17 protein-coding genes are annotated in these 25,480 nt (G+C 62.5%); 4 read left to right on the top strand and 13 right to left on the bottom strand.

Translation table 11 applies throughout. From position 1 onward, the window contains the following. Positions 1 to 23 precede the first annotated feature (23 nt). Positions 24 to 2,507, bottom strand: a complete 2,484-nt coding sequence (locus I41_RS03860) for a PSD1 and planctomycete cytochrome C domain-containing protein (RefSeq protein WP_168206664.1) — start codon at positions 2,505 to 2,507, stop codon at positions 24 to 26. Between the two features lie 724 nt (positions 2,508 to 3,231). Between I41_RS03860 and I41_RS03855 the strand changes: the two genes are divergently transcribed. Next, positions 3,232 to 6,174, top strand: a complete 2,943-nt coding sequence (locus tag I41_RS03855; protein ID WP_168206663.1) for a beta strand repeat-containing protein — start codon at positions 3,232 to 3,234, stop codon at positions 6,172 to 6,174. 65 nt (positions 6,175 to 6,239) lie between these two features. Here the strand turns inward: I41_RS03855 and I41_RS03850 are convergent, their stop codons facing one another. From I41_RS03850 to I41_RS03805, 10 genes are all read right to left on the bottom strand, one after another. After that, positions 6,240 to 6,716 carry a chemotaxis protein CheX gene (locus tag I41_RS03850; protein ID WP_145431072.1) on the bottom strand — a complete coding sequence of 159 codons (477 nt, stop codon included), beginning with the start codon at positions 6,714 to 6,716 and terminating at the stop codon, positions 6,240 to 6,242. 143 nt (positions 6,717 to 6,859) lie between these two features. Further along, positions 6,860 to 7,975, bottom strand: a complete 1,116-nt coding sequence (locus I41_RS03845) for a protein-glutamate methylesterase/protein-glutamine glutaminase (RefSeq protein WP_145431070.1) — start codon at positions 7,973 to 7,975, stop codon at positions 6,860 to 6,862. Between the two features lie 118 nt (positions 7,976 to 8,093). Next, on the bottom strand, positions 8,094 to 9,083 hold the full coding sequence (locus I41_RS03840; protein ID WP_145431068.1) for a chemotaxis protein: 990 nt from the start codon (positions 9,081 to 9,083) through the stop codon (positions 8,094 to 8,096). After that, on the bottom strand, positions 9,080 to 9,493 hold the full coding sequence (locus tag I41_RS03835; protein ID WP_145431066.1) for a response regulator: 414 nt from the start codon (positions 9,491 to 9,493) through the stop codon (positions 9,080 to 9,082). The genes I41_RS03840 and I41_RS03835 overlap by 4 nt, the downstream gene beginning before the upstream one ends. Before the next feature lie 30 nt (positions 9,494 to 9,523). Continuing rightward, positions 9,524 to 10,012, bottom strand: coding sequence for a chemotaxis protein CheD (locus I41_RS03830; RefSeq protein ID WP_145431064.1), 489 nt, complete (start codon positions 10,010 to 10,012; stop codon positions 9,524 to 9,526). A gap of 148 nt (positions 10,013 to 10,160) precedes the next feature. Next, positions 10,161 to 10,769, bottom strand: a complete 609-nt coding sequence (locus I41_RS03825) for a chemotaxis protein CheC (protein WP_145431062.1) — start codon at positions 10,767 to 10,769, stop codon at positions 10,161 to 10,163. Between the two features lie 34 nt (positions 10,770 to 10,803). After that, positions 10,804 to 13,698: an Hpt domain-containing protein gene (locus I41_RS03820; RefSeq protein ID WP_145431060.1), complete on the bottom strand. Its 2,895-nt coding sequence runs from the start codon at positions 13,696 to 13,698 to the stop codon at positions 10,804 to 10,806. A gap of 39 nt (positions 13,699 to 13,737) precedes the next feature. After that, a complete protein-coding gene (locus I41_RS03815; RefSeq protein WP_145431058.1) occupies positions 13,738 to 14,616 on the bottom strand; it encodes a CheR family methyltransferase in 879 nt (292 codons plus the stop codon). A 99-nt stretch (positions 14,617 to 14,715) separates the two neighbouring features. Further along, a complete protein-coding gene (locus tag I41_RS03810; RefSeq protein ID WP_145431056.1) occupies positions 14,716 to 16,500 on the bottom strand; it encodes a methyl-accepting chemotaxis protein in 1,785 nt (594 codons plus the stop codon). Between the two features lie 136 nt (positions 16,501 to 16,636). After that, on the bottom strand, positions 16,637 to 17,137 hold the full coding sequence (locus I41_RS03805) for a chemotaxis protein CheW (protein WP_145431054.1): 501 nt from the start codon (positions 17,135 to 17,137) through the stop codon (positions 16,637 to 16,639). Positions 17,138 to 17,779: 642 nt separating this feature from the next. On the opposite strand from I41_RS03805, the gene I41_RS27005 reads away from it, so the two are divergent. Beyond that, positions 17,780 to 18,394 carry a response regulator transcription factor gene (locus tag I41_RS27005; protein WP_168206662.1) on the top strand — a complete coding sequence of 205 codons (615 nt, stop codon included), beginning with the start codon at positions 17,780 to 17,782 and terminating at the stop codon, positions 18,392 to 18,394. A gap of 215 nt (positions 18,395 to 18,609) precedes the next feature. Then, the gene (locus tag I41_RS03795) at positions 18,610 to 19,263 is read left to right on the top strand and encodes a response regulator transcription factor (RefSeq protein ID WP_168206661.1); all 654 of its coding nucleotides are present in this window, start codon (positions 18,610 to 18,612) and stop codon (positions 19,261 to 19,263) included. Between the two features lie 89 nt (positions 19,264 to 19,352). On the opposite strand, the gene I41_RS03790 is transcribed toward I41_RS03795, so the two are convergent. Together I41_RS03790 and I41_RS03785 are read right to left on the bottom strand one after the other, a co-directional pair. Continuing rightward, positions 19,353 to 20,960, bottom strand: coding sequence for a fucose isomerase (locus I41_RS03790; RefSeq protein ID WP_145431048.1), 1,608 nt, complete (start codon positions 20,958 to 20,960; stop codon positions 19,353 to 19,355). Between the two features lie 148 nt (positions 20,961 to 21,108). Further along, positions 21,109 to 21,912 carry a biotin--[acetyl-CoA-carboxylase] ligase gene (locus I41_RS03785; RefSeq protein ID WP_145431046.1) on the bottom strand — a complete coding sequence of 268 codons (804 nt, stop codon included), beginning with the start codon at positions 21,910 to 21,912 and terminating at the stop codon, positions 21,109 to 21,111. A 175-nt stretch (positions 21,913 to 22,087) separates the two neighbouring features. On the opposite strand from I41_RS03785, the gene I41_RS03780 reads away from it, so the two are divergent. Further along, a complete protein-coding gene (locus I41_RS03780; RefSeq protein WP_145431044.1) occupies positions 22,088 to 25,480 on the top strand; it encodes a PVC-type heme-binding CxxCH protein in 3,393 nt (1,130 codons plus the stop codon).

The raw sequence follows: 25,480 nt of genomic DNA, 5'->3' as shown, positions 1-25,480 counted from the left end.
GCTGCTAGCCGCTGGAGGATGCGTTAGTCGACGTAAATCATTTCGTTCGCGTTGAGCAGCCCGCGGCAGAAACTTGCGAGGGCCCGGCCGTCTGGGTCGGCAATCCCCTCGCCTATCGCCAGCCGCCGATCATCGGCGAGCAACCTCTCGACTGCAAGGCGCTCCGACGCGCTCGGGTCGCGTTGCAGCGCCAGTTGAAACGCCCGCGTCACCATCGCCGCACAATCGCCGCCCCCCTCTTGCGCCACCCGCGCGGCGAACGCCGTCGCTTGTGCTTCGACGAACCGGTCGTTCAGCAACATCAGCGCCTGGGGCGCGGTCGTCGTCACCGGCCGAATGCCGGCGGGGGACGTGCTATTGGCAAAGTCGAGCGATTCCAGCAGCGGAATCTTCAAACCCCGCTTCACCGCCAGATAGACGCTGCGACGATTTTGTTCCTCGGCCGGACTATCTTGCCAGCCCTTGCCCGCCGCATCTTGCCCGCTGTGCGTTTCCTGCGAGAGGGTCGGAAACACGCTCGGCCCGCCCTGCTTCGTGTTGAGTTGGCCGCTTACCGAAAGCATCGCATCGCGAATGACTTCTGCATCGACGCGTCGCAGGCGCTGCCGCCATAGCAGCGCGTTGTCGGAGTCGATCGCCAGCGCCTGCGGATTCTCCGCCCGCGACGATTGCCGATACGTTCGGCTCGACATGATCAAGCGGTGCAACTCCTTCATCCGCCATCCCGACGCCATGAACTCCGCCGCCAGATAATCCAACAATGGTTGGTTCGTTGGCGGCAGTCCGGTATGTCCGAAATCATCCGGCGTCGGCACGATTCCCACGCCAAAGTGATGACGCCAGATCCGATTCGCCATCACGCGGGCCGTGAGCGGATTCGTTTCGTCGGCAACCCATTCGGCCAGGGCCCGTCGCCGGCGAGTCGACTTGGCGTCAGCAGAGGTCACTTCTACTACCGGCGCCGGCAGTCCCAGGACCTCGGGAAACGCCGGCGAGACTTCTTCCCGCGGCGACTGCGGTTCGCCTCGCGATAGGACATGCGTCGACTTCGCCGTGGGGCCCAACTCCACCGCCGCCAGCGCCGAATCAAACGGCGGCGTCGCCTCTCGCGCCTGCTTCAATTCCGCTTCGATCGCCGCGTTATTGGCTTCCTTTGTTGCGACATCGGGCGTCGCATCGTCGGCCGCGGCGCTGGCTTCGGCAAGTCGCCGTTCCAACTCGGCAATTCTCCGCTGCCGTTCTCGTTGCCAGCTCTCCAGTTCCGCCGGCGTCGCCAACAGACGCGTGATTTGCCCCGTCCCGCGCCCGCCGCCTCCCGTCTTGTTCTGACCGTAGGGGTCGATGCCGCGGAAGAAACTCAGCATCGAGTAATAGTCGCGCTGGCTGATCGGATCGAACTTGTGGTCGTGGCACCGCGCGCATCCCAGGGTGAGCCCCAAGAACGCCGCCCCCGTCGACACCATCACGTCGTCGAGATCGTCGTACTCGGCGACGATCGTGCTGTCGGGTTCGTCATCCCAAACATGGAGCCGATAGAACCCTGTTGCCACGATCGCGTCGCGCCACGCCTGGCGAGAGTCGCTTTCCTCTATCCCGCCGCTCAGCAATTCCTCCGCCAACTCGTCTCCCGCCAATTGCTCGCGCACGAACTGGTCGTACGGTTTGTCGGCGTTGAACGCGTCAATGACGTAATCACGGTAGCGCCATGCGTTAGGCTTTTCGCCGTCACGCTCGTACCCGTTGCTCTCGGCGTAGCGGACCACATCGAGCCAATGCCGTCCCCAACGCTGGCCATAGTGCGGCGAGGCGAGCAATCGGTCGACCAGTCGATCCCACTCCTCTTCGGTTGGGTTCTGCTCAAAGGCCGCCACCTCCTCAGGGCTCGGCGGCAATCCCCATAAATCAAAGTACGCGCGCCGCACTAGCTCCCGCGGCGGCGCCGTCGGGCTCATCGATAGGCCGTGTTCTTCCAGCTTGGCCAGGACAAGGGCATCGATCGGGTGCCGCGCCTCCGGCGAACTCACCGTCGGCAGCGCCGGCCGCTCGATTGGTTGAAAGGCCCAGTACATACGGTCCGCGTCGCTCAGTTTAAATTTTCGTCCACGCAACTTCGGCCCCGTCGCCGCACTGGCGCCTGCACTTGGCACAGCTGCCGCCGGTCCGCGCGGATCGGGCGCTCCCAGCGCCACCCATTCTTCCAGCGCTGCGATCTCCGCGTCGCTCAACTTTCCTCCCGCTCCGTCCGGCGGCATCGCCAACGACTTGTCGCTATAGCGCACGGCGGCAATTAGCAAGCTCTCCTCCGGCTTACCTGGTTCGATAACCCCCGCCTCCTCCCAACCGGCGCGCGAGTCGAGCGCCAGCCCGCCCTCTGGCTCAGATCCCCCATGGCAATCAAGGCAATGCTCAATCAACAGCGGACGAATCTTCGACTCGAAGAACGCCACTCCGTCTTGGCAGTCCGCCGCTGGCATCGTCCACGCTTGCAGTGCCAAGAGTGTCGCCAAGCGGCAACATCGAAACGAACCATTCATCGACGCCGCCACTCGCGTGGTCATCGGGGGAAGAGTCATGCAATCTGAAAAGTAGTCGAGGGGCGCTCGCATCAATGCCCGTCCGTCCTCTCGACTCGTGCCATTATAGCAAGGCCGCAGCGATCGTATCCGCGCTGAAGAGCATGCGTCTTCCCTAGGATGTACTTCCAGCAGGCCAGCGGTTCGGCGAACAGGAACATGCTCGCCGCGCAGCCTCGCTCGTACTCGCACTCGACGCGTTGTGCGTGCTGCCGCCTTGCCGGAAGCGGCCGTCAGGGTTCCTTGATCAGTCGTACAAGCTGCTCGTCCATGTAATGCACCGGCGAGAGCCAAACGGATCGCCGACCAGGTCAACGCCCCGCCTACGGCCGAGGCGCCGACGCTGTTTCCGTTTACGCCGATTTCCGGCGGAAATTGCCGTAGGAGCCGTTGGAAATTGACCACTGGCTTTAACTGACTATTCTGAATTCTTAAAGGATTTGAACTCCCGCCCCTTGTTCCCCACCCGCCGCGCAAGTCCCTCCGGATCAAAGCTAATGCACGCTCGCCGCTAAAGTCACGCACAGGACGCGGGACCTTCGTACGGGAGCGAATCAAGCGAGCGGGGTGACGACGCATTTCACCACTTCGCCCATCGCGTATTCATATGTTTCAACGAACTGCCCGAGATTTCCGCCGATGCGTTGAACTCAATTGCATGCCCGCCGGCTGGCCGCTTCGCGTGTTGGCCTTAGCGGCGACCTTCTCGATGACGCTCGCTCAAGCACGGGCTGACGTCACATGGATTGGCGGCGTCGGCAACTATGGCGACGGCGCCAACTGGAGCGGCGGCGGCGTACCGATGGGTAGCGAGTCGATTCTGATCAACAACGGAGGCACGGCGCAGATCGCCGGAAGCAATTCGTTTTCCGTCGGCAACGTCACTCTAGGATCGGGAGGCGCCGGCACGCTGGAGATCGGCTCCGGCGTCAACACCGAGTTGGACGCCAACGAGTTCTACGTCGGGCGCCAAGGAGCGGGGACGCTTACTATCGGGTCGGAGGCATTGCTGGGGGCCGGCGATTTTTGGGCTGGCTACGCTGCCGGTGCGACGGGAACCGTGAATGCCAGCGGCGCGTACTTGTCCCCCTTTACCGTCTACCTCGGCTACGGGGGCAACGCCACCGTGACCTTGGAAAACGGCTCGACGTTGCAGAGCACCACGGGCTATGTCGGCTACTCGTCGGGTTCGCATGGCATTGTGAATCTCACGAACAGCACCTGGAAGGCCGAGAATCAAGGCAACCCGCGAGACGTCACGGTCGGGGTCAGTGGCTGGGGCGAAGTACACGCCACGACCTCGCAGTTGTCGGTTGATAACCTCCTGATCGCTGCCAACATCGGATCAGTCGGCGACTTATCCGCCAGCGGCGGCGTTCTCACGATCGAGCAGGATCTCACCGTCGGTAGCGCTGGAACCGGCACGCTCACGCTCACGAATTCAGCGTCCGCCCAGATCGGCGGAACGGTGAGCATTGGTGCGTCCGGCAACGGAACCCTTGAGACGACTAACGCAACCCTCAACGCCCCGGACCTGTTTGTCGCCCAGAACGCCGGATCGACTGGCTCGGCGACCGTCGCTGGCGGCGCCATGACGCTGACGGGCGAGCTCCATGTCGGCGCTAGCGGCGCCGGCACGTTCACGCTCGAAGGGGGAGCAGCTCTAAACACCGACAAAGGCAACATGGGCTTTGCATCGGGTTCGACGGGAACCATCAACGTGCTCGACGGCACATGGACCAACACGCAAGCCATCTTCGTGGGAGCGTCCGGCGAAGGAACGCTGAACATCGGGTCGCAAGGCGTCATCCACAGCGAGAGCGGTTACATCAGTCAGGAAGCTATTGGCGAGGGCAAAGTCAACTTCACTGGCGGTTCCTGGTTCATGTCCAACACGCTGGCGGTCGGCGTCAATGGGAATGCGGAACTTTCGATGACCGGCGGCGAGATCTCCTCGAAATGGTCCCAAGTCGGGCTCTCCGGACATTCGACGGGCGTTGTCAAAGTCGCCAATTCAACCTGGACCACCGGACAGACGCTGACCATTGGCGTCGAAGGCAACGGCGGAGAGTTTTACGCAAGCAATGGTGCGAACGTGACGGCGGGTGCGATCGAACTGGGGGCCAGCGCGAACGTCACCGGTCTGCTCAGCGTCGTGGATTCGACCCTCACTACGGTCAATATTCTTCAGGGTGGCGGGAGCGGGACGGTCTCTTTCTCCGGCGCCCAGTTGAAACTGCGGGGAGGCTCGTCGGTCGTCGACACGCTGCTCATCGACGGCTTCGCAGCTGATGCGGCAGTCTTGGGGGCCGGGGGCCTGACAATCGACACGCAGGGCGGCAACGCGCAGATCCCGACGATCCTGAGCGGAGCAGGCGGCCTAACTAAAGCTGGCGCCGGCCGGCTCCGATTGACGACGGCGAACACCTATCAGGGCGGCACGAAAATCACCGGCGGGTTGCTCGAACTCACCAACAGCGCCGCGCTCGGAACCGGAGACGTCGCCCTGGGGTCCGGAGAGCTGCGCGCCATTGACGCGGTAACCCTGTCGGGCGATCTCAACGACGGCATTCAACTGATTTCAGTGACCGCCGGCCAGACCGGAGTCTTCTCGGCAGCTCCCAACCAGACGCTCACGCTCGCGCCGCTCGATTTCCTGCTCGTTGACGGCTCAACGATGCAGGTCGGCAGCAGTGGGCAAACCGGCGACGTCGTCTTCGCGCCAACGGGGGCAGTGGCGCTACCCGGCGACGCCTCACTCAACGTGGCCGCTGGTACGCTGGTTGCCGAAAACAGCGGCCTCGAATTCATCACCTCGATCGCGTCCGCAACCACGGTGGCTTCCGGCGCTACGCTGGATTTCCAGGATCACCTCGCCACCGGCGGCGTTAACGCGCTGTTCGGGGAGGGCACGGTCAATACAGGAACCGCATTTTCGACCATGCTGATCGTCAACTCCGGCAACTTCGCCGGCAATATCGCCGGCAACGGCGGCCTCGTGAAGGAATCGAGCGGCGTCCTGACGCTGTCTGGTCAGACAGCTTTTATCGGCGGGACGACGGTAAACGCGGGAACGCTTCTGGTTAATGGCTCCCTCTCGTTCGGTCTGGGCTCTGCGTGGGTCAACCCCAGCGCCACGCTTGGCGGCAGCGGCATCGTGGGGGACGTAGCCCTTAACGGCGGCACGCTTTCACCCGGCAACTCGGCCGGAACTCTCACGGTCGCCGATCTGCTCTGGACGTCCGGCGCCCTCGTGTTCGACCTCGGGCCCACGCCTGCTCAGTCCGACCTCCTCGACGCAGTCCAATTGGAGGGGTTCTCCACCAGCTACGCTTTCACCTTCGTAAACCGCGATTGGCGCGTGGGCACGACTTACGACTTGATCAAGTTCGACGCATCGACGATCCCCATCGACGCGTTCACTTACACCAACGGCAACGGCTTTGACGGCGTCTTCTCCTACAACAACAACGTTCTGCAGTTCACCATCAATGTCGCTGCCATTCCCGAGCCTGGCACGTTGGTGCTGCTCATGCTCGCAGGCGTGCCTGCCGCCATGCATCGCGCCCGCAGCCGATGGGCCTATCGTCAGTCGTACTGACACGGTTGAAAATGCTTTTCGATTCGAGCGTCCGAGCCATCGCGGCCAAGCTGGCCGGCCCGCCGCTAAGCGACCTCGACGAGGCTCACCTCAACCGAAAAAGCACCTAGCTCTGATTCGAACGGAATCCCAATCGGCACCGCCCCCGACGGGAACGATACCGTGTGATTCTTGCCCGCGATCACGCTCGGCAGGCTGATGCTCATGTTGAGCTCTTCAAGCCGAGTCTTGGCGCCGCCGGCGACCATGTTGGCCAGTTCGCCCACGGCGTCGATGACTTCGGGCGTGAGGCCATCGGGCTTCTCGCCCAGCAGCTTGTCGGTCACGGCAATCGCGAAGTCAGAGTTCATGCCAATCAGCACGGTTCCCTTCGCCTTGCCAGAGAGACCAATAATACCGCTGATTTCGTGCGACAGGGTCATCCCTTGGCGCAAGTAGAGGGCGCCTCGCTTCAGCTCAGTGTTGAGCATCGTCCGAAAGACGGCCGACGTGGCGTCGAGGAACGGGTTAACGAACTCAACTTTGATCGGCTGATAGGACATAAGGTTTGCGCGGCCGTACGCTCGAGGCGAACGACAGCGATCTCCGGTGAGATGTGATGGAAACCAATGTTTTCGGCGGCGAACGCTACGGACACGCAATTAGAAACTCTAGGTCGTTCCGCCGACGACGCCGATCTCGATGCCTAACGAATCGCATCCGCGACAAACGGCACAACCGGCTTGCGCGGTCCTGGCAACTGGCCAACGCGTACCACGATCGCCTCCGGCATGTGGTCGAGCGAAGTCTGTAAATCGACGTTTCCTTCCACCCAGGCGACTTTGTTCATCCCGTAGACGTCGGATGACTCTTCGTCCTGCCCGAGCACGAACCCGCCGGCCGCCCGGATCGCTCCGCAGCCGTCGGCGCCATCGCGTCCCATGCCGGTCATGATGACGCCGACGCAGCGATCGCCGTAAACCGCGGCGACGCTCGACATCATGACGTCGACCGATGGCTTGTGACCGCTGACGAACTCGCCGTCGAAGATCTCGATGATGCGCGACTCGCCGCGCCGGCGAATCCTTAGCTGCTTCCCGCCCGGCGCCACGTAAGCACAATTTGGCTGCAAGACGTCGCCCTCCTCAGCCTCTTTCACCGTCAACGGAGAGAGCGAATTGAGGCGCTCGGCGAATGACCGAGTAAACATTTCCGGCATGTGCTGCACAACGACGATCGGCGGCAGCGGCGGCGCCAGCGCCGCAAATAATCTCGCCAGCGCTGGCGGTCCTCCGGTCGAAACGCCGATGGCAACGCAGCTGGCCGCGCAGCGGCGCTGGGAGCCGTCATCGAGCCGCGCCACCGGCAATTGGCGTCGCTCGGCACGCGCCCTGCGCAGCTGCAACACGTGAGCGACGTCGACTCCGACCATGTTCCGGATTTTCGCCGGCAACTCCTCGCCGAATGACTTCCGCATCGCGGCCATTCCTTCCGGCTTGGCGACGTAATCCATTGCTCCGCGCTGCAGCGCGTCAACAGCCGACTCGGCGGCCCGTTGGGTCAGCGCACTCACGACGATTACCGGAGTTGGCCGCCTCTGCAAAATCTCCTCGAGCGTCGTCAGACCGTCTTTGCCGGGCATCTGTAAGTCGAGCGTCACCACGTCTGGCTGAAGTTCCTCAAGCAACTGCAGCCCCTGAAAGCCATCCGCCGCGACGCCCGCGATCTCGAAGCCGCACTGAGCTAGGAGCGAGTCGACGATAAGCTCGCGCACCAGCGGCGAGTCGTCGATCACCAGAACGCGGATTGGTTTGCGTGACATGGCAACTGGCTTCTAAACTTCAGGACGCACTTGGTCGCTACTTGAAACGCGGAGGTCGAGCTGGACTAGCGACCAACTCGCAGGCAATCATGGCCCTGACTCGCCGCTCCTCCGCACATCACACGGGGGACAGCTCTGCTTCTCGTGCCGTCGGTACGTCGTCGCGTGTCGTGCTCTTCTTCTCCATGGCCGCGAAGATCAGCTTGTCCGCCATCTCGACGACGCGATGCAACTCCGGTTTGGCGATCTGCGCGTCGGCCGAGACCGCCTTCCCCTTCTTGGCGTTGTCGGGCGTGAGGATCGACGAATAGAGCAGCACGGGAATCTCGCGCAGCTGTGGATGATCCTTGATGCGCTTCGTGAGATGGAAGCCGTCGACCTGCGGCATTTCAACGTCGCTGATGAGCAGGTCAATCGGCGGGCGTCCTTGTCGATTGTCGGCCGATGCGGCCAGCCAATTCCAAGCCTCGGCGCCGTTCTCAAAAATGTGCAGGTCCTGATAGCCGCTGCAGCGGAGCGTATTTTCCACGGCTTTCCGCGCCGTGGCGGAGTCGTCGGCGATAGCCACCCGCTGCCCCGCGCGATCGACGCCGAGCTCATTGGCGATTGCATCGCCTTTCGGCTCGCCGAGGGCGACTTGATCGGCGATCATCTCGAAGTCGAGCATCAGTATCAAACGACCGTCGATCTGGCTCACGGCGGTCACCGGCGCCTTCGATTGGGCGACGATCGAGGGAGCGGCCATGACTTGGGTCCAACTAATGCGGTGGATCCGCTCCACGACGTCGACGAGGAATCCAATTTGGTGTTGATTGAACTCGGTGAGAATCACGACGGCTTCTTCCGGCGGGCAGGAGGGCGGCTCGTCCAGATGTTGGTGGAGCGACAAGCAAGGAATCACCGAATCCCGAAGCCGGAAGCAACCGCAAATCGATGGATGCGAGTCGGGCAGGGCGGTCACGGGAGGGGAAGACAGAACTTCCCGCACCTTCGCGACGTTGATCCCCAGCGTGAATTCTCCCACGCGGAAGACCAGCACCTCGACTTCGTTGGTGCCGCTTTGCAGCAGGATGGCGTTTTCGGACGGCAAAGAATTGGACCAGCTCATGCGATTTCTCCAGCGGCGACGGCCGTCTTGTGAAGAACAATTGGCTCGTCGCCAAACAGGATGGAGAGGGCGCGCTGAGCGCGTCGCTTGTCGAACGGCTTGACGATAAAATCGGCGGCGCCAAGCTTGACCGCTTCCTGAAGCACGTCGGTCTGGTCAATCGCGCTGACAACCAATACCTTGGCGTGCGGATCAAGTTCGCGAACGCCGCGCAACGCGTGCAAACCGTCGTACTCGGGCATGACCAAATCCAGCGTCATCGCATCGGGGCGCAGCTCGCGATATTTGTCGATCGCCTGCTGGCCGTTGACAGCTTCGCCAACGACGTTCCAACCTGCTTCGGCCGCCAAGTCCTTGATCATCTCGCGCACGATCATCGAATCGTCGGTCACCAGCAATGTGTGGCTCATGGTATCGTTCCTAGGTTTTCCGCAGCGGGTTTACAGCGTGACGCTTGTTTCGCCCGCAGATTCCACGACGATTGTGAAGGCGTCGCATTCGAAAGTGATGCGCCGCCCTTTGGCCCCGCCGAGATGTTCTGCCACGATTCGCACGTTCGCCGCCGCGAGCGCTTGCCGCGTCGCGTCGATGTTCTGCTGTCCGATCTGAAACGGACCGTTGGCGGCGAACATCGTCGCCCCGCCGGTCAACTTACACCGCAGCTTGCGCGGGTCGGCGCCGCGCGAGCGCAACTCGTTAAGCATCCACGTGATCGCCGTGTCGACGAACTTGCCCGGCGTCCCCGGCCGACCGGCGGACGTGGGCAGCACCACGTGGGCCAACGCACCGAGCTTCTTCGTCTCGTCGTAGATCGCCACGCCGACGCAGGAGCCCAACACCGCGCTCGCCCGCTCGTCGCCGGTCAGCACGGCGATTTGGCCCATGCCGACCGTCGTCTCGGGGCGTCGGGTTGTCAACGTGGCAGTCATTCAAGGCGTCTCTTCTTTGTCGGTGCTTTTTGCTGAATTCCTAAACGCGGTGCGCTTTGAGAACGTGCGATCGACGGACTCTCTGTGCTCTGCTTCGCTCGTCGTGCTCTGCACTCTCTGGATTGAAAGAAATCCGTTAGCTGGACGGCTATAACGTCGCCGCCATCTCCCGCAACAGTTGCAACAGTTCTGGAGACGGCACGAAGATCAAATTCCACTCCACCCGCTGGCCGAGGCGGGAGAACCGCGTGCGGCACAGCAAGACCCGGTCCTCCGTAAGCGCCTGCGTCATGACCGCTTGGCCGACGACGCTCATCGCATAGTCTTCGGTCACGGTCGGCGGCGAGGGCCACAGCCGCCGGCCCGTCAGCGCGGTGATTGCGTTGAGGTACGCCGAACTGAGGATGTTGCCCGTCTCCTGCAGCGCCGATATCTCGAGCTCATTCCAGGCTTCATCGCGATCGACTTCCCGATTCAGTAGCGAAGCGATGAGACGACAGGCATTGTCGCGATCGAAACTGAGGATTAACTGTCCGCCCATGGCGCCCCCGATGCCCAGCAGCACCATCGTCGACAACTCATCCGTCAAGTCGAGCGCGGCCGCCACCTCCTCGACTTCGACCTCGCGAACTTCGTCGAGAGCCAGTGAGACGTCGCCATTCGTCCAGGCGCTCATCGCCGCCGAGGCGTTTTCAATCGCCGGAGCGAAAATCAGCTCCCAGTTGTTTCTCAGATCGTTCAATGCGTTCGCTGCCATCGCCCATGCCTCAATGATTCGTTCGCGCGCTGGTCTAGACCGTCACGCTCGGTTCTGATTCATTTAGTCGCGGTCCTTGCTGCGACATCGTCAGCAGGCTGCCGACGTCGAGAATCAGCGACACCCTGCCATCTCCCAGAATGCTGGCGCCGGCAACGCCGCTAACGTTCTGGAAGTTCTCTTCCAGTGACTTGATGACGACGTCTTGCTCACCAAGCAGCGCGTCGACTCGCAACCCTAGCTCGCTCCCCTCGACGCCGACGATCACCAGCGTCTGGTCGTCAGCGCCTGCGGGTTCCCGCTCCGCCAGTTGATTCCATGTGAAGACGTCGTTGAGCTCAATCACCGACACGACGCGATCGCGCACCCGTGCCGTCCGCTGACCGTGAACCGTGCTCACCTCGCTGTTGGGAATTCTCACGATCTCGACCACCGATTCGACCGGGATGGCGAAGACGTCCCTTTCAATCACGATCAGCAGACTCGGCAGGATTGCCATCGTCAGCGGCAGCTTGATCTCGAAAGTCGTCCCTTGGCCAGGCTCGCTACGCAGTTCGATGACGCCGTTGATCTGTTCGACCTTCGATTGAACGATGTCCATCCCCATGCCGCGGCCCGATACTTCAGTCACCTTTTCAGCGGTGCTGAACCCCGGTTGCCAGATCAACTGGTAGATCTGCTGCGGCGTCATCCGCTCGGCGTCGCTCTCCTTCACCAGTCCCTTGGCGATGGCCTTCGCTAGAATCCGATCGGCGTCGAGGCCTTTGCCGTCGTCGGTGATCTGAATGACGATTCGATTCCCGCGGTGGAATGCGTTGAGCGTAATCGTTCCCTGCGGGTTTTTCCCGGCAGCGATGCGGTCATCAGGGCTTTCAATTCCGTGATCCGCCGAGTTGCGAATCAGATGGATCAGCGGATCGCCGAGTTCGTCGATCATGCGTTTGTCGAGTTCAGTCGATTCGCCGCTGATCACCAGCTCGATTTGCTTGTTGCTGGTCCGGGTGAGATCGCGCACGACGCGTTTGAATCGCATGAACAACGGCCCGATGGGCACCATGCGCGTGTCCATCACAGTATTCTGAATCCCGTCGGAAACGCGATCGAGCTGGTGAACCGCTTCCGACAGATCGTTCAGCGCCGTCCGCATGTGGGTCAATTGGCCTAAGTCATGCTGAAGCGACTCCAAATCATCGCGCATCTGGGCGGCGATCATCCGCAGTTCGTCGGCCTCGGGCGATGGCTGCGATCCGAAGCACTCCTCCATTCCAGTAGCCAATCGCGAAGCCCCGCGTTGTGCTGAAGCGACGGTATTGAGCGTCGACTTAATCGCCGAAAATCCTTTGAGCTTCGCCCCGATCTGCCCAAAACGCGCGCGGTTGATCACCAACTGCCCGGCGAGATTCATTAACTGATCGAGCCGATCGATGTCGACGCGCAGCGTCTCGGCCGGTTTCGACTTGGCCCCGGCGCGAGCTTCCCCGTCGGCGCCATCGGCGCTCTCGCTTGCCGCCGCCCGCGACGGCGTTAGGTCGCGCGACGTGACGTTCGCCTGATCGCTGGCGCCTCCCTGTTCCACGGCGAACGCCGTGGCGGCAGATGCCTCCTCCAAATTGATGACGGCTGCGAGCTTTGCCTCGGCCACGCCGTCTACCGTCAGTGTGCGACGAATCCGCTCCAGCGACTCGGTCGTCGACAGCCCGAACGTCAGGCATGAGACGCCGTTCATGCGGACCATCTCCGACTCGTCGGGATGGCAGAAGCAAAAGGAACCGAGTTGCCGGAGCCGATCGACCAGCAAGATGGCCTTCAATTCGCTGAGCGGCAGCCCGTCCTCGAACCTCACGTGCCCGACGAATCCCTGACCATTGCGTGGAAACGCCGCGCGGGCCAACGGCAATTGAGCGTCGCCGCACACCGCACATGGGGCCAGCCTCGCGTCGCTGCCGCTGGAGCCAGCGCGGAGCAACTGCCGATACGCGTCGCTCAAGACGTCGCACGGGACGCCGGTGCGTAAGCCGCCCGTAAAGCTGCGGATCGCGTCCGCGCATCGCAGCATGGCGTCCGCCGCCTCGGTCGGCACTGCCCGCTGGCTCCGACGGCATTCCTGCACCAGGTCTTCCATGCGGTGGGCAAGGCGTGCGACGCGATGCAGGCCGATCGACGCCGCCGATCCCTTGATGCGGTGGCAATTGACAAGCAACGATTCGTTGGCGCTCTCGTCGGGCCCGGCGATCAGCACTTCAGAAAGGTCGTCGAGCGTGATCTCGCTCTCATCGAGAAAGATCGCCAGATACTTTGGCGGCACGTCTTCATCGTCGCGAACGTCGGCGAGGGGATCGTCGCTGGCGTCGATCGCCGGCAGGGTCGCCACCTGCACCGCGGTCGCGGTTTGCCCCGCAGGCAACGCGGATGCAATCGCCGCCGCCGTCGATGACGCCTCAGACATCCCCTGCGCAAACCGGCGCGCGATCTCTTCCGCCGAGGCTTGCTGTTTGAGCACGCCTTCGCGGGCCAGCATTCGCTCGATCGCTTCAATCACTTCCTGCGAATCGCCGGCATCTTCCTCCTCGGCGCGCAGCGCATCGATCATCCCCTCTAGCCGGTCCACTGCCTTGAAGAAGACGTCGACCGTCTCCGCCGTCACGGTGAGTTCCAAGTTTCGTGCGGCATCGAGCAGATTCTCCATGCGATGCGTCAGCCCGTTGACGTTATCGAGCCTCAGCATGCCCGATAACCCCTTAAGACTGTGGGCCGCGCGAAACATCTCGTTGAGCAAGTCAGGGCAGGGGTGAGCCGGGCGCAACTCGTCGGAGAGCTGCGTGAACTCATCGAGTTGCAATAGTCTCGCATTCAGCGTCTGCAACAACTCCGTCGACTCGTCTAGGAAGTCGCCGAGGATGTCGTCCATCAGTTGGTCGTTGTTGCTCATAACGTATGCCGTTCTTGTCGTGGGTAGGCGCGAGACGGTTTATTTGCCTTTCGGCCAACGATGGAGCCACCCTTGCGTCGACTCGAAGTCGCCGACCAGGTCGGAGACGCCTTCCGCAGCCCCCGTGATCAGGTACCCGCCCGGTCGCAAGACCCGTTTAATCTGCGTCAGGACTCGTTTCTTCGACGCCGCATCGAAGTAGATGAGCACGTTCTTCAGCACGACGAGGTCGAATGCCTTTTCCTTGAGCGGCTCCAACAGGTTGTGCGTGCTGAACTTGAGCATCTCGCGGTAAGGCGCTTTGAGCGAGGCGCAGGCGCCCGCCGTGCCTTTCTCGAAAAAACGTTGGCGGTACGCCCTCGGCACGAGTCGCATGGCGCGTTCGCTGAACGCACCTTGCTTCGCCTGGGCGACTGCGCCCGCGCCGACGTCGGTGCCGACGATCTCGACGTGCCATGCCGGCGTCGCCGGCAACCGGTCGGCCAAGCAACAAGCAATCGTCGTCGCCTCGTCGCCCGTACTGCATGCCGCTGACCAGACGCGAAGCTGGGCCTGCCGGTGGCCGGCTTTCTGCTCGGCCACGATCTCCGGCACGAACTTATCTCGCAGCCAATCCCAATGGGCCTGGTCGCGGAACAAGTAGGTTTCGTGCGTGGTCACCTCCTGGAGAAACAAATCCCACTCGGGATCGCTCGCTGCGGCCTTCTTCAGCAGCTTGTAGTAGTCGTCGTAGGTCGCCAGTCCCGTTGCCCGCAGTCGTCGCCGCAGTCGATTCGACAACAGCGTCGTTTTCTGCGGCGAGATCGTCACGCCAATCTTCTCGTAGATCAGCTTGGCGTAACTGTCGAGTTGCTTCGGCGTTACGTCGGCAATGATCGACGTGATCCCGACGGGACTGGTAGGGGGAGTGGACAGCATCATTCGGTTCCTGAAAGATGGCGAGTTTCGAGCAGCGAGCGAAGACCGTTCTTCGACTCGCTGCTCTCTAACTCGCAACTCGCGGTTGACGACTCGCGACTAGGCATTCACCTTGAAGCCTGACACCAGCTCGCGCAGCGACGCCGCTTGAGCGCCGAGTTCTTCGCTGCTGGAAGCCATCTCTTCGCTGCCGGCCGCCGATTGCTCCGTCACCTGCGAGATCTGCTGAATCGCCTTCGACACCTCGACCGCGCTCTGAGCCTGCTCAACGGCAGCCGTGGCGATCTCGGTGATCTTCTTGGCCGTCGACTCGGCGCTGTCGATGATCTTCGCCAGCGCTTCTCCCGTCTGAGCGCTGAGCGTGGCGCCTTCACTCACTCGCTGCGTCGACTCCTTAATCAGGGCCGAGATTTCCTTCGCGGCTTCGCTCGACCGTTCCGCGAGCTTCCGCACTTCGTCGGCGACGACCGCGAAGCCAAGGCCATGCTCGCCGGCGCGAGCCGCTTCGATCGCGGCGTTGAGAGCCAGCAGATTGGTTTGGCTCGCAATCTCGGAAATCACTTGAATAATCTCGGAAATCTGCGTCGACGAAGTCTTGATCCGCTCCATTGCTTCGACGCTCTTGCGAACGGCGGCGCCGCCGTCGCCGGCGAGCGAGCTCGTCTGCTGGGCGACGCTGCTCGCCCCGGTGGCGTTCTCCTTGACCGCCTCGATGCTGCGGGTCAGCTCTTCGATCGTGGCACTCATCTCTTCCACCGACGCGCTCTGCGTCTGGGCGCCGTGGGCCAACGTCTGCGCACTTTCCGAGACGACGCGCGCCCCTTCGGTGAACTGAGCCGCCCCTTCGATCACCTGCATGATCACCCCGCGGAGGTCGGTCGTCATTTTGCGGAGCCCGTTGGCCAGTTCGCCGACGGCGTCGTTGCCGTCGACGGTGAGCGGCTTCGTCAAGTCGCCTTCCGCAGCGGCGTTGACGACCACCAGAAGCTCGTTGACCTTGCGACGCAGCTCGGCTTGGGCTTCACGCTCGCGCTGCTCCTGCTCGGCCTGTGCTTGCTGGAGGCGAATCTGCTCGGTGATGTCCGAGGCGTATTTCACCACCTTGTAGGGCTTTCCTTGCGCGTTCAGCAATGAGCCGTAGCGGGCTTGAATCCAGATTTCTTTGCCATTCTTGCCAAAGCGTTGATATTGGCCGGAGTCCGACTCGCCCCGGTTCAGCTTCTCCCAGAACTGCGTGTATTCGACCGACCGAGCGTAGTTTGGCTCGACGAACATCCGGTGATGCTTCCCCTTGATCTCCTCCAGGCTGTAGCCGACGGCCTTGAGGAAATTGTCGTTCGCGGTCACGATCGTGCCGTCCAGTTGGAACTCAATCACCGCCTGCGCCGCGCTGATCGCGGCGATCTGGTTGGCGTAATCGAGATTCTTCTCCTCCATGACCAGCCGTTCGGTAACGATCTCCCACGTTACCATCGGTCCGAGGTACGCGCCGGCGTCGTCGTAGATCGGCGAGACAAGTAGGTCAGCCTTTTCCGGGCCGATCTGGATGATGGCGCGGTGGGGCAAGTTTCTATCCGAGCTCAGGATGCGGCGCTGATGCTCGGGTTGCTTGTGGAACGCATCGACCGATTGACCGACGACCTCTTCCGCGCGGACTGGGAGGTACTTCTCAATCGTCTTGAGCGTCTTCAAGCTCGCCGGGTTGGCGTAGATGATTTTTAGGTCGCGGTCGGCCAGCAGAATATTGATTGGCGAGTTCTCGGCCATCGCCCGATTGATGGTGAGGTCGGCGCGCAACGCTTCAATCTCGCTGGAAGCGCCCTGCTTGCTGGACTTCGAGGCGACTGGTTTGCCGTTGCGGGGAGCCTTTGCGGTTGCGACCATTTCAGTTCCTTTAGTGTGGATGTTGGATTTGCAAGATGCCCACAGCGGGGCGAGTTTGTGTGACCAGAGGACGCACGCCTCTGTCGATCAATATCGACTTGCTCTGATGTTGGTAATTCGAACTGCAGTTGAACGATTAGGCGACCATTCCCGGCGCCGTCGACACTTCCGACAGCAGCCGGTCAACGTCGAGCAAAATTAACAGGCGCTTCTCCAATTTCGCCAGGCCGGTGAGATAGTCGCGGCCGAGACCCGAAACCGTCGGAGGGGGAGGCGCCAATTGATCCTTCGAAATTCGCAGCACCTCGCTGACGGCGTCGACGACGATGCCCGTCGTTTTGCCGCCGACGTTCATCACCATGATCCGCGTTTCGTCGGTGGCCGCTTCCTCGGACATGCCGAATCGCAGGCGCAGATCGACGATCGGGATGACTGTGCTTCGCAGATTGATCAATCCTTTGATATAGGGCGACGTCTGCGGCACTCGCGTAATCTCACCCACGAGGATGATTTCCTGGACCTTGGTGATCTCGATGCCGTATTCCTCATGAGCCAGTCGAAAACTGACCACCTGAATCGTGCCGGCGTCGGCTTGACGTTGGCTTTGCGGCGCCAACTTCAGTTCGCTGCTTGACATCTCTTGCCCTCGTGTTTTGGATTGCTGCCGACCGTCTGATGGTCGGCGGCCTACTGCCCGCCATGCCGTGCGATCGCCGCGATGCTTGACCGCGGTGCGCGCAGAGCGGGCGTCGCGTGGACTGGCTCACTAGCACGTCGCGGCGGGCCGACTTACCTGCCCAAACATAGGGCCGACTTCGTAAAGAATTGCGGCGGGCGCAACCGGAACGCCGTTTTGTGGAAACCCGTTGCAACCCCGCGGCGCAATATCGCCCACGGGCCGCCGCCGTTCCGGCCGCTGACCGCGCTGCGCGCCGCTCACCCAGACGCGCAACCGAAGCCGTGCTCCGCCACGTCGAAACACTTGCCGCGGTTAGCACGCTCGGTCACGGCCCCTGCGCGGCGGGCCGAGGTCCGGGCGCTGAATCGCCATGGAGCATTTGCCCTACGCGGCGCGGCAATGCGCCGTCTTAGCCGCCGACGGTGGGGCGGCTTGGACGGATGCGGGCCTAGAAACTTGTCGCCGAAAAGCGATAGCCGCTGGACTTTTTGTCACGCCATGCGATCATCCAAGTTGCGACCATCCCCCGGGGCGAGCATTGCTTCATCCGGCGGCTTTTCCTTGCAATCCTGCCAGAACGCTTCGGACATCGTGCGCCTTATGTCTGCCGAACCAACCGTTTTCATCGTCGACGACGATCCAGCGTTTTCCGAATCTCTCTCGACGCTCATCGCCTCTATGGGCGCCCGCGCGCAGACTTTTACGTCGGCCGACGCCTATCTCGAACAGTTCGACCCGCACGCGCCAGGGTGCCTGATTCTCGACGTTCGGATGCAGCGAACGAGCGGATTGGCGCTGCAGGAGCAACTTTCAAAGCTCCCGCTCAGCCCCGCCATCATCATCATGACCGGGCACGCCGAAGTCCCCACGGCGCTGCGGGCCATGCGGATGGGCGCCGTCGACTTCCTGCAGAAAACGTTCACGGAACCCGAGTTGTACGAAGCTCTGCAACGCGCGCTGTTGCAGGATGCCCGCGCCCGCAGCGAGTATCACCGGAAGGAGGCGATCGAGCGTCGTTTTTCCCAGCTCACTCCTCCGGAGCGGTCTGTTCTGCACCAGGTCTTGCAAGGCGAGGCGAACAAGTCGATTGCCGCAAATCTCGGCGTTAGCCGCCGAACAGTCGAAGATCGGCGCGCCCGTATCATGCAGAAACTTGAGGTCGAGTCACTCGCCGACCTCGTGAGGGTTTCGATGGAAGCCGGCGTTCAATCCTAATCGCATTGCCGGGCGAACCTTGCAGGTGAACCTGGTGGCGGACCGGCGCCGCTCGAAACAGTTCCCCGCACTTGCCGTTGCGCTCACCCGCAAGTGGAAAAACACGTCGCCCCCGTGGTGTTGTCAATTCCAACCCGCGCAGCTCGACGACTACGATGGCTCTGGGGATGAGGCTCTGCGGCCCATCGTGTTCAAAGCAGTCAAGGCCGGCGTCGATGACCGACTCCAGGCCTACTGGGGTGAATTTGTCTCCGGCCGTTTACATCATCGACGTCGACCCCGAGGCGCGCGCCTCGCTGGTGAAGTTGGTCGCGTCCATGGGGTTCGCTCCCGTGGCGTTTGGCTCGCGCGAAGATTACGTCACGTCGCTCGATGCGAATAGTCACGGCTGCGTGCTGTTGTCGCTCCATGCTCCCGCTTCCGCGGGCCTCGACCTGTTGCAGGAGCTGACCAATCTCCCCAACCCCATGCCGGTCATCATCGTTACCGACTGCAACGCGGTGCCGCCAGCGGTTCGTGCGATGCAACTTGGCGTCGAAGCGTATCTACAAAAGAATTGCTTTTCCGAGACGACTCTCTGGGAATCAATTCACGCGGCCTTTGCGCGCGACGCGGTGCAGCGTGCGGCGTATCAACGGCGCGAGGATCTTCTCTCGCGGCTTAACGAACTTAGTCCGCGCGAGCGTCGGGTTCTGGAAATGCTGGTGCAAGGGTGCGACCATCGACAGATTTCCGACGAGTTGAACGTCAGTCGTCGCACGGTCGAAAACCGCCGTGCTCGCATTATGCAAAAGTTCGGCGTCGACACGTTTCCGCAACTAATCGCGATTGCGATTGAACTGGGCCTGCCCGCGGACGCGAAGCAGTGATCGGAGCACGAACGCTCGGCTCGACCTGCACGCATTGCCGCCGTGAGTGGGCAAGTGCCGAGCACCGAGTTCTCTCCACGCATGAATTTTTAAAGTGAAACGCCGCACATGTTCACTTGAATCCCCAATTCAAGCGCCATCGCGGCTTTTGCCGCAAGCGTCCGATCCGCGGCGGCGGGGTCGTCGCTATAGACCACTTGGATATGGTTCGACTGGTGCTTCGCCATCAGTTGATCGCGACTCACCCCATGCAGTTGGGCATGCATAATCGGCCACTGATAGGTCGTCGCCTGCCAACGTCGTTCCGTCTCCTCGGCTGGCAGCTCGACCACGGTTCCCCGGCCCAGATCCATGTGGAGCGCGTCGCCGGCGACGTAAATCCGCGACCAAACGATCTCGCCCGGTCGCGACACGCCACGCAGCGTGCTGCCGCCGCTGGGGAAATACATCGCCGGCTGTCGAAATCCCTCGGCTCCGGCCCAACCGCCGATGAAGTGGGCCGGCGGCGCCGCCCCGCTGATGAGCAGCACCCACACATAGCCGTCGACCGTCGCGCTCCGATCGACGTCGCCCCAGCGAATATCGTGCAACGTGTTCTCCGCCGGCTGGCCCAGCGCTCGCTGCACGCGGTAGGTCATCAGTCCATCCAGTCCAGCGCATTCGTCGACTTCATTGAAATGGACGACGGGTTCTCCAGCAAACAGCTCGCGGCGGCCGTCGCGGCTGAGCACGGGGGGTCGGTCGGCGTTGTTCAGCGTTCCCTCCACCAGGTCACTGGCGGGGAGTAAGTCCTTCAGCCCCTGCTGATACTGGATGCCAATGAGGCTACAGCCAAAGTCGTCAGCCAACCGGACGGCGGCGATATACATCTGGCACTGCTGGATCACCTGCGCTTCGGTCAACTCGCTAACCGCATCAGTTCCCAAGTGAAACCGCATGCCGCGTTCCAGCAGCCAATCGTATGCCGCCCGCGCCTCCTCCAGCGGGACTTGAGTGGTCTCGAAGTAGAGAGCCGACTGGCTGAGGCGCTCCTTGAACACGCCGGTCCGATGCAGCAGGTGATCGGGAATGATCGCGTTGAACATCCCCATGCAGCCCTCGTCGAACACTCCCATGATCGCTTTCTCGCGTAGCAGCTCGCTGGCTAGACGGCGGCCCGTTTCAGCGGCGTCGCCCGTGAGCGCAGCGGCTTGCAGCGAGTGCACGTGCGTAAGTTCATGGTCGCAACGCCCGCGGTCAAGCCATGATGAGAGGCGAGTTGTGAAATAGTCGTCGCTGAAGTCCTCGCTCCAGAGCGTGGAGTAATTCACGCCTGCCTTTGTCAGCGACGCGTTCAAATTGAGCATGCCCACCAGCCCCGGCCACTGACCAGACCAATTGGCGATCGTCAGAATCGGCCCGCGATGCGTCGTCAGCCCAGCGAGAACGTGATGCGAATACTGCCACACGGCCTCGGCGACGATGATCGGCGCGTCCGGCGGAATCGTCCGGAACGTTTCGATTCCTTCGCGCTGGCTGGCGAGGAACCCGTGCCCCTCGGCTTCCTTGAACGGGTGCGCCCGGCGCAGCGCGTAGCCTTGGGCGCTCACCGCAGCGGCAAGTCGCTGCTCCATATCGCGCTGGGCGGCCCAGCAATTTTGATTCGCCGAAAGTCGTTGGTCGCCGCTGGCCAGCAGCAGCACTTCGCGAGAAGCCATAGTCGATTGTCGCCGAGGAGAAGATGTGACGGAGATTCGCACATTGTAACGACTGGCTCGATCGCTGCGACTGCCTCGGGGCGGCGTTTCATGCGGCAAGTCCGACGCGGCGTTTTAGGGGCCCGAGCAAGCGCGAGAAGGCCTGTGCCTACAACTCGTCGCCCGCCAATTCGCCGGCGTCGCACGCAATGACCCCGCTCTCGCCGTCGAGCAGCAGCCGACCGTCGTCGTCGATGCCGATGATGCGCCCGCTGATCTCGCCGCGCGGCGAAAGCCAAGTCCGGCGCTGGCCCACATAGGCCAACGCGCCGCGCAATTCGTCGAGCAGCGACGGCGGTTCCGCGATGATCCCGGCGAGCCCCAGTGCTTCGTATCGCTCCAGCGCGCCGATGACTTCATGGCTGACAAGTTCAATCACGTCCTCGACTTCAATCTCGCGCCCGGCCGCGCTGGAGAGAGTCGTTGCCCGATGTCGCAACGCTTCCCCGCGGGTCGGTTGATCGAGCAACATTTGATCAAAGGCAACATTCGCGCCGATGCCAACGTAGATGGCGTTGTTCTGGGCAGCGTTGCCCAGCGATTGCTCGCAGAGGATGCCCACGACCTTGGCGCCGTCGATCAGCACATCGTTCGGCCACTTGATCAGAGGCCGCGGGGCCAGCGCCGCCGCCTCGGGGGGCATGCCGCGGGCAATCAACTCGACGAGCGCCCGTCGCACCCCGACGGCGGCCGCCAGCGAGGCGGCCCGATACGATCCTGGCGCCAGGCGCATCGGCCAGACGATCGTCAACCACGCCCCGCCCCGCGGGCTGAGCCACTGCCTTCCCTGCCGCCCGCGTCCGGCAGTTTGTTCCGCGGCGGTTACTAGGAGTCGTTCCCCAGGGTGCGCAGCGGCGAGCGCCCGCGCCTGCGTATTGGTCGAATCGGTGACGTCAAAATGGATTCTTCTCATGCTGAACAAGAGAATACCGCGAGACGTGCCGCTCGCCCATCGTCAACCGTTCGCAGCGAGGTCAAAACTGATCGCGCCCGCTCGCTGCGCTGGTGACCAGCCTAATCGCGCCATAGTACAATAGGCGCTGACGTCATCTCTAGCGTTTCACCGCCACCGACGATTGCCGCCGCCCATGCAATGCTCGCTGCTATTGGTTACCCCAACCATCAAACGACTTCTCGCCAGCGCCGTGCTGTTTATCGCAGCGGTTGCCGTCAGCTACCGCGCCAATGCCGCGGAGCAGACGGCGGCAGATGAGCCAATCTCGCCGGCAGCCAAGCTCTCAGCCGCCTCCTTTCGCGTCGAGCCCGGTTATCAGGTGACGCCGGTTGCGAGCGAGCCGCTGTTCGCCAATCCCGTCGCGTTCTGTTTCGACCCGCAAGGGCGAATTTTCGTCGCCGAAACCCACCGCGTCCATCACGGCACCGAGGACAATCGCAATCACATGGATTGGCTCGATGACGATCTCGCGGCACAAACGGTCGCGCAGCGTCGGGCTTACATCGAACGCCGCATGGCCGATAAGCTCAACCATTACACCGAGGCGAGCGATCTGGTCCGGCTGCTGGAAGATCGCAATCGCGACGGCGTCTACGACCATTCCAGCGTCTTCTCCGAAGGATACAACAACATCGAAAGCGGCGCCGCGGCGGGAGTCATGTGGGTCGGCGACCGCCTCTGGTTCACCTGCATCCCCGACCTGTGGGAACTTCGCGACGCCGATGGCGACGGCCAAGCGGAAGAACGCAAGTCGCTGGCCACTGGCTTCGGCGTCCACTTCGCCCTCTTCGGCCATGACCTCCACGGGCTGACCGAAGGCCCCGATGGAAAAATTTACTTCTCCATCGGTGATCGCGGCCTGCACGTTGAAACGCCCAATGGCGTGCTCTCGAATCCTGATTCCGGCTCGGTCCTCCGCTGCAACCGCGACGGCAGCGACTTGGAACTGTTTGCGACCGGCCTGCGCAATCCGCAAGAACTTGCGTTCAATCAGTACGGCGATCTCTTCTCCGTCGATAACAACTCCGACTCCGGCGACCGCGCGCGCATCATTCAAATCGTCGAGGGAATGAACACCGGTTGGCGGATGTCATACCAGTACCTCCCCGACCGCGGCCCCTTCAACCGCGAGAAGATCTGGCACACAAAGAACGCTGACCAGCCCGCCGGTATCGTGCCGCCGATTGCGCACCTCAGCGACGGTCCCTCGGGCCTGGTCTACTACCCTGGCTCCGGCATGACCGACGATTGCCGTGACAATTTTTTTCTTGCCGACTTCCGCGGCGCGCCAGCCTCCAGCGGCATCCGGCGCTTCCGCCTCGAGCAAGCAGGAGCCGGCTATCGACTCGCCGACGACAAGATGTTTCTCGAAGGAATCCTCGCGACCGATTGCGATTTCGGCCCCGACGGCAATTTCTACGTCGCCGATTGGATCGAAGGTTGGAACGGCACCGACATGGGACGACTCTATCGCGTTTCCGACGACGCACCAAACCTCGTCGCGGCTCGCAGGGAGTCGGAAACCGCCCTCGAGCGAATCCCGACGCTAGAGCCCAAGCAGCTTGCCGAGTTGCTCGCAAACGCGAACATGCGCGTGCGCCTAGCGGCGCAACGGCGGTTAGTAGCCCTAGGAAATGCGTCCGCCGCGCCGCTGAAGGAACTTGTCGCCCGACAGGAAGGCGATCAGCTCGCCCGCATCCATGCGATTTGGGCGTTAGGCTCCTTAGCGATCGGCGAGTTGCAGCTCTTTGACGCGATCGCGCCGCTTTGCAGCGACGGCGATGCGGAGATTCGCACTCAGGCGGCGCGCACGCTTGGTCGCGCACGGTCAGCGTCTGTAGCGGCCCGCAACGGTTATGGAGCCGCTCTCGCCAAGCTGCTCGCCGATCCGTCGCTGCGCGTGCGGGCGTCGGCGGCCACGTCGATTGGCTCCCTCGCCTACCAACCGGCGCTTGAGGCACTCTTACAAACGGCCAGCGAAAACGGCGATCAAGGCGATCCGATCCTGCGCACCGCCATCGTGATGGGCCTCTCCGGCAGCCAGTCGGAGGTCCAACTGCGCGACGCAGCCAAAGGGGCTGATCAGGCGGCGCGGATCGCACTCGTCCTGGCGCTTGCCAAGCAGAAGTCGCCGCGTGTGGGCGACTTTCTCAGCGACGAGTCGGAAGCAGTCGTGCTGGAGGCTGCGCGCGCGATCTGGGATACCCCCATCACGGCCGCCAACAGCGCATTGGCCGCACTACTGGATAAAGTTTCACCCGCGAATGAGCCGCTCGTGCGGCGTGCGCTGGCGGCCAGCCAGGCCATGCGTGCGGCTGAGAATCTCCAGGCCGTCGTAACCTTTGCATTGAATCCCCGCACGACTGCCGATATGCGAAATCACGCGTGGGACCTGATCAGCCAGTGGGCCGCCCCGTCGTCGCGCGATCCGGTCCACGGGCAATGGCGACCGCTCGCCCCGCAATCGGCCGACGTGATTCTTGCCGCTCTGGAACAGGCTTGGCCTGCAATCTTGCAAGCGAGCAAAGCGGACCCGACCGGCGTTGTGGTCGCCGCCGAACTCGGTTTGCCGATCGCGATCGCCGAACTGCCGACGTTGCTCGAACAGCCTGATCTCGACGCCGCCCTTCAGGTGCGCGCCATCGCCGCTCTCGACCACGCCGACGACGCGATTGCCGAACGCGTCATTGCCTTTGGCTTGCAGTCGTCCGATGCCATCGTTCGTTCGGCCGCCCGACGGCTCCTGGCCGAACGATTCCCGGCAAAGGCCGTCGCACATCTTATTAAGGTCGCCGATGACGGCGAAACCGCCGAACGCCAGGCAGCGATCGGGCTGCTTGCAAAGATCGACCTTCCCGAAGCTCAGGCGGCGACCAGTGCTTGGATGGCGCGCGTCGAGCAAGGGACCTGCCCTCAAGAATTACTGCTGGAGGTTCTGGAAGCAAGTCAGGCCGCAACGGATCAATCGTTGGTCGCCCGGCATCAGGCTTTCGTCGACAAGCAGGCAGCCGCCGCCGACTTGGCGTCGATGTACGTCGCCGCCGTCGCCGGAGGCGACGCAACCCGCGGCGAGCAGCTGTTCCTCTCCAACGAATCGCTCTCCTGCCGGCGGTGCCATTCGTTAACGCCCGGCGAGCAACTCGTCGGCCCCAGCCTTGCCGACGTCGGCGCCAAGCGCACACGCCAGGAGCTCATCGAATCGATCACCCGTCCCAACGCTAAAATCGTCGAAGGGTTTCAGACCACGTCGATGTTGCTTGACACCGGGATGGTCGTCACCGGCCTCCTGCGCCGCGAGGACGAAGGCAAGGCGGTACTGCTGAACGCTGACGGCAAGGAAGTCGAAGTCGATCTTGCCGCCGTCGAAGATCGCGTGCAGGGCCTTTCAGCCATGCCCGAGGACCTCATGAAGTTCATGTCGCAGCGAGACCTGCGCGACGTCGTCGAGTTTCTAAGCGCGCAACGGAACGCCGCGGCAAGCAACGCGGGGGCCGCCGAAAACGCCGCCGGGCACGAGCTCGACTAG

The sequence above is a fragment of the Lacipirellula limnantheis genome (assembly GCF_007746075.1).
Taxonomy (GTDB): domain Bacteria; phylum Planctomycetota; class Planctomycetia; order Pirellulales; family Lacipirellulaceae; genus Lacipirellula; species Lacipirellula limnantheis.
This window is presented reverse-complemented; position numbering and strand designations above follow the sequence as displayed.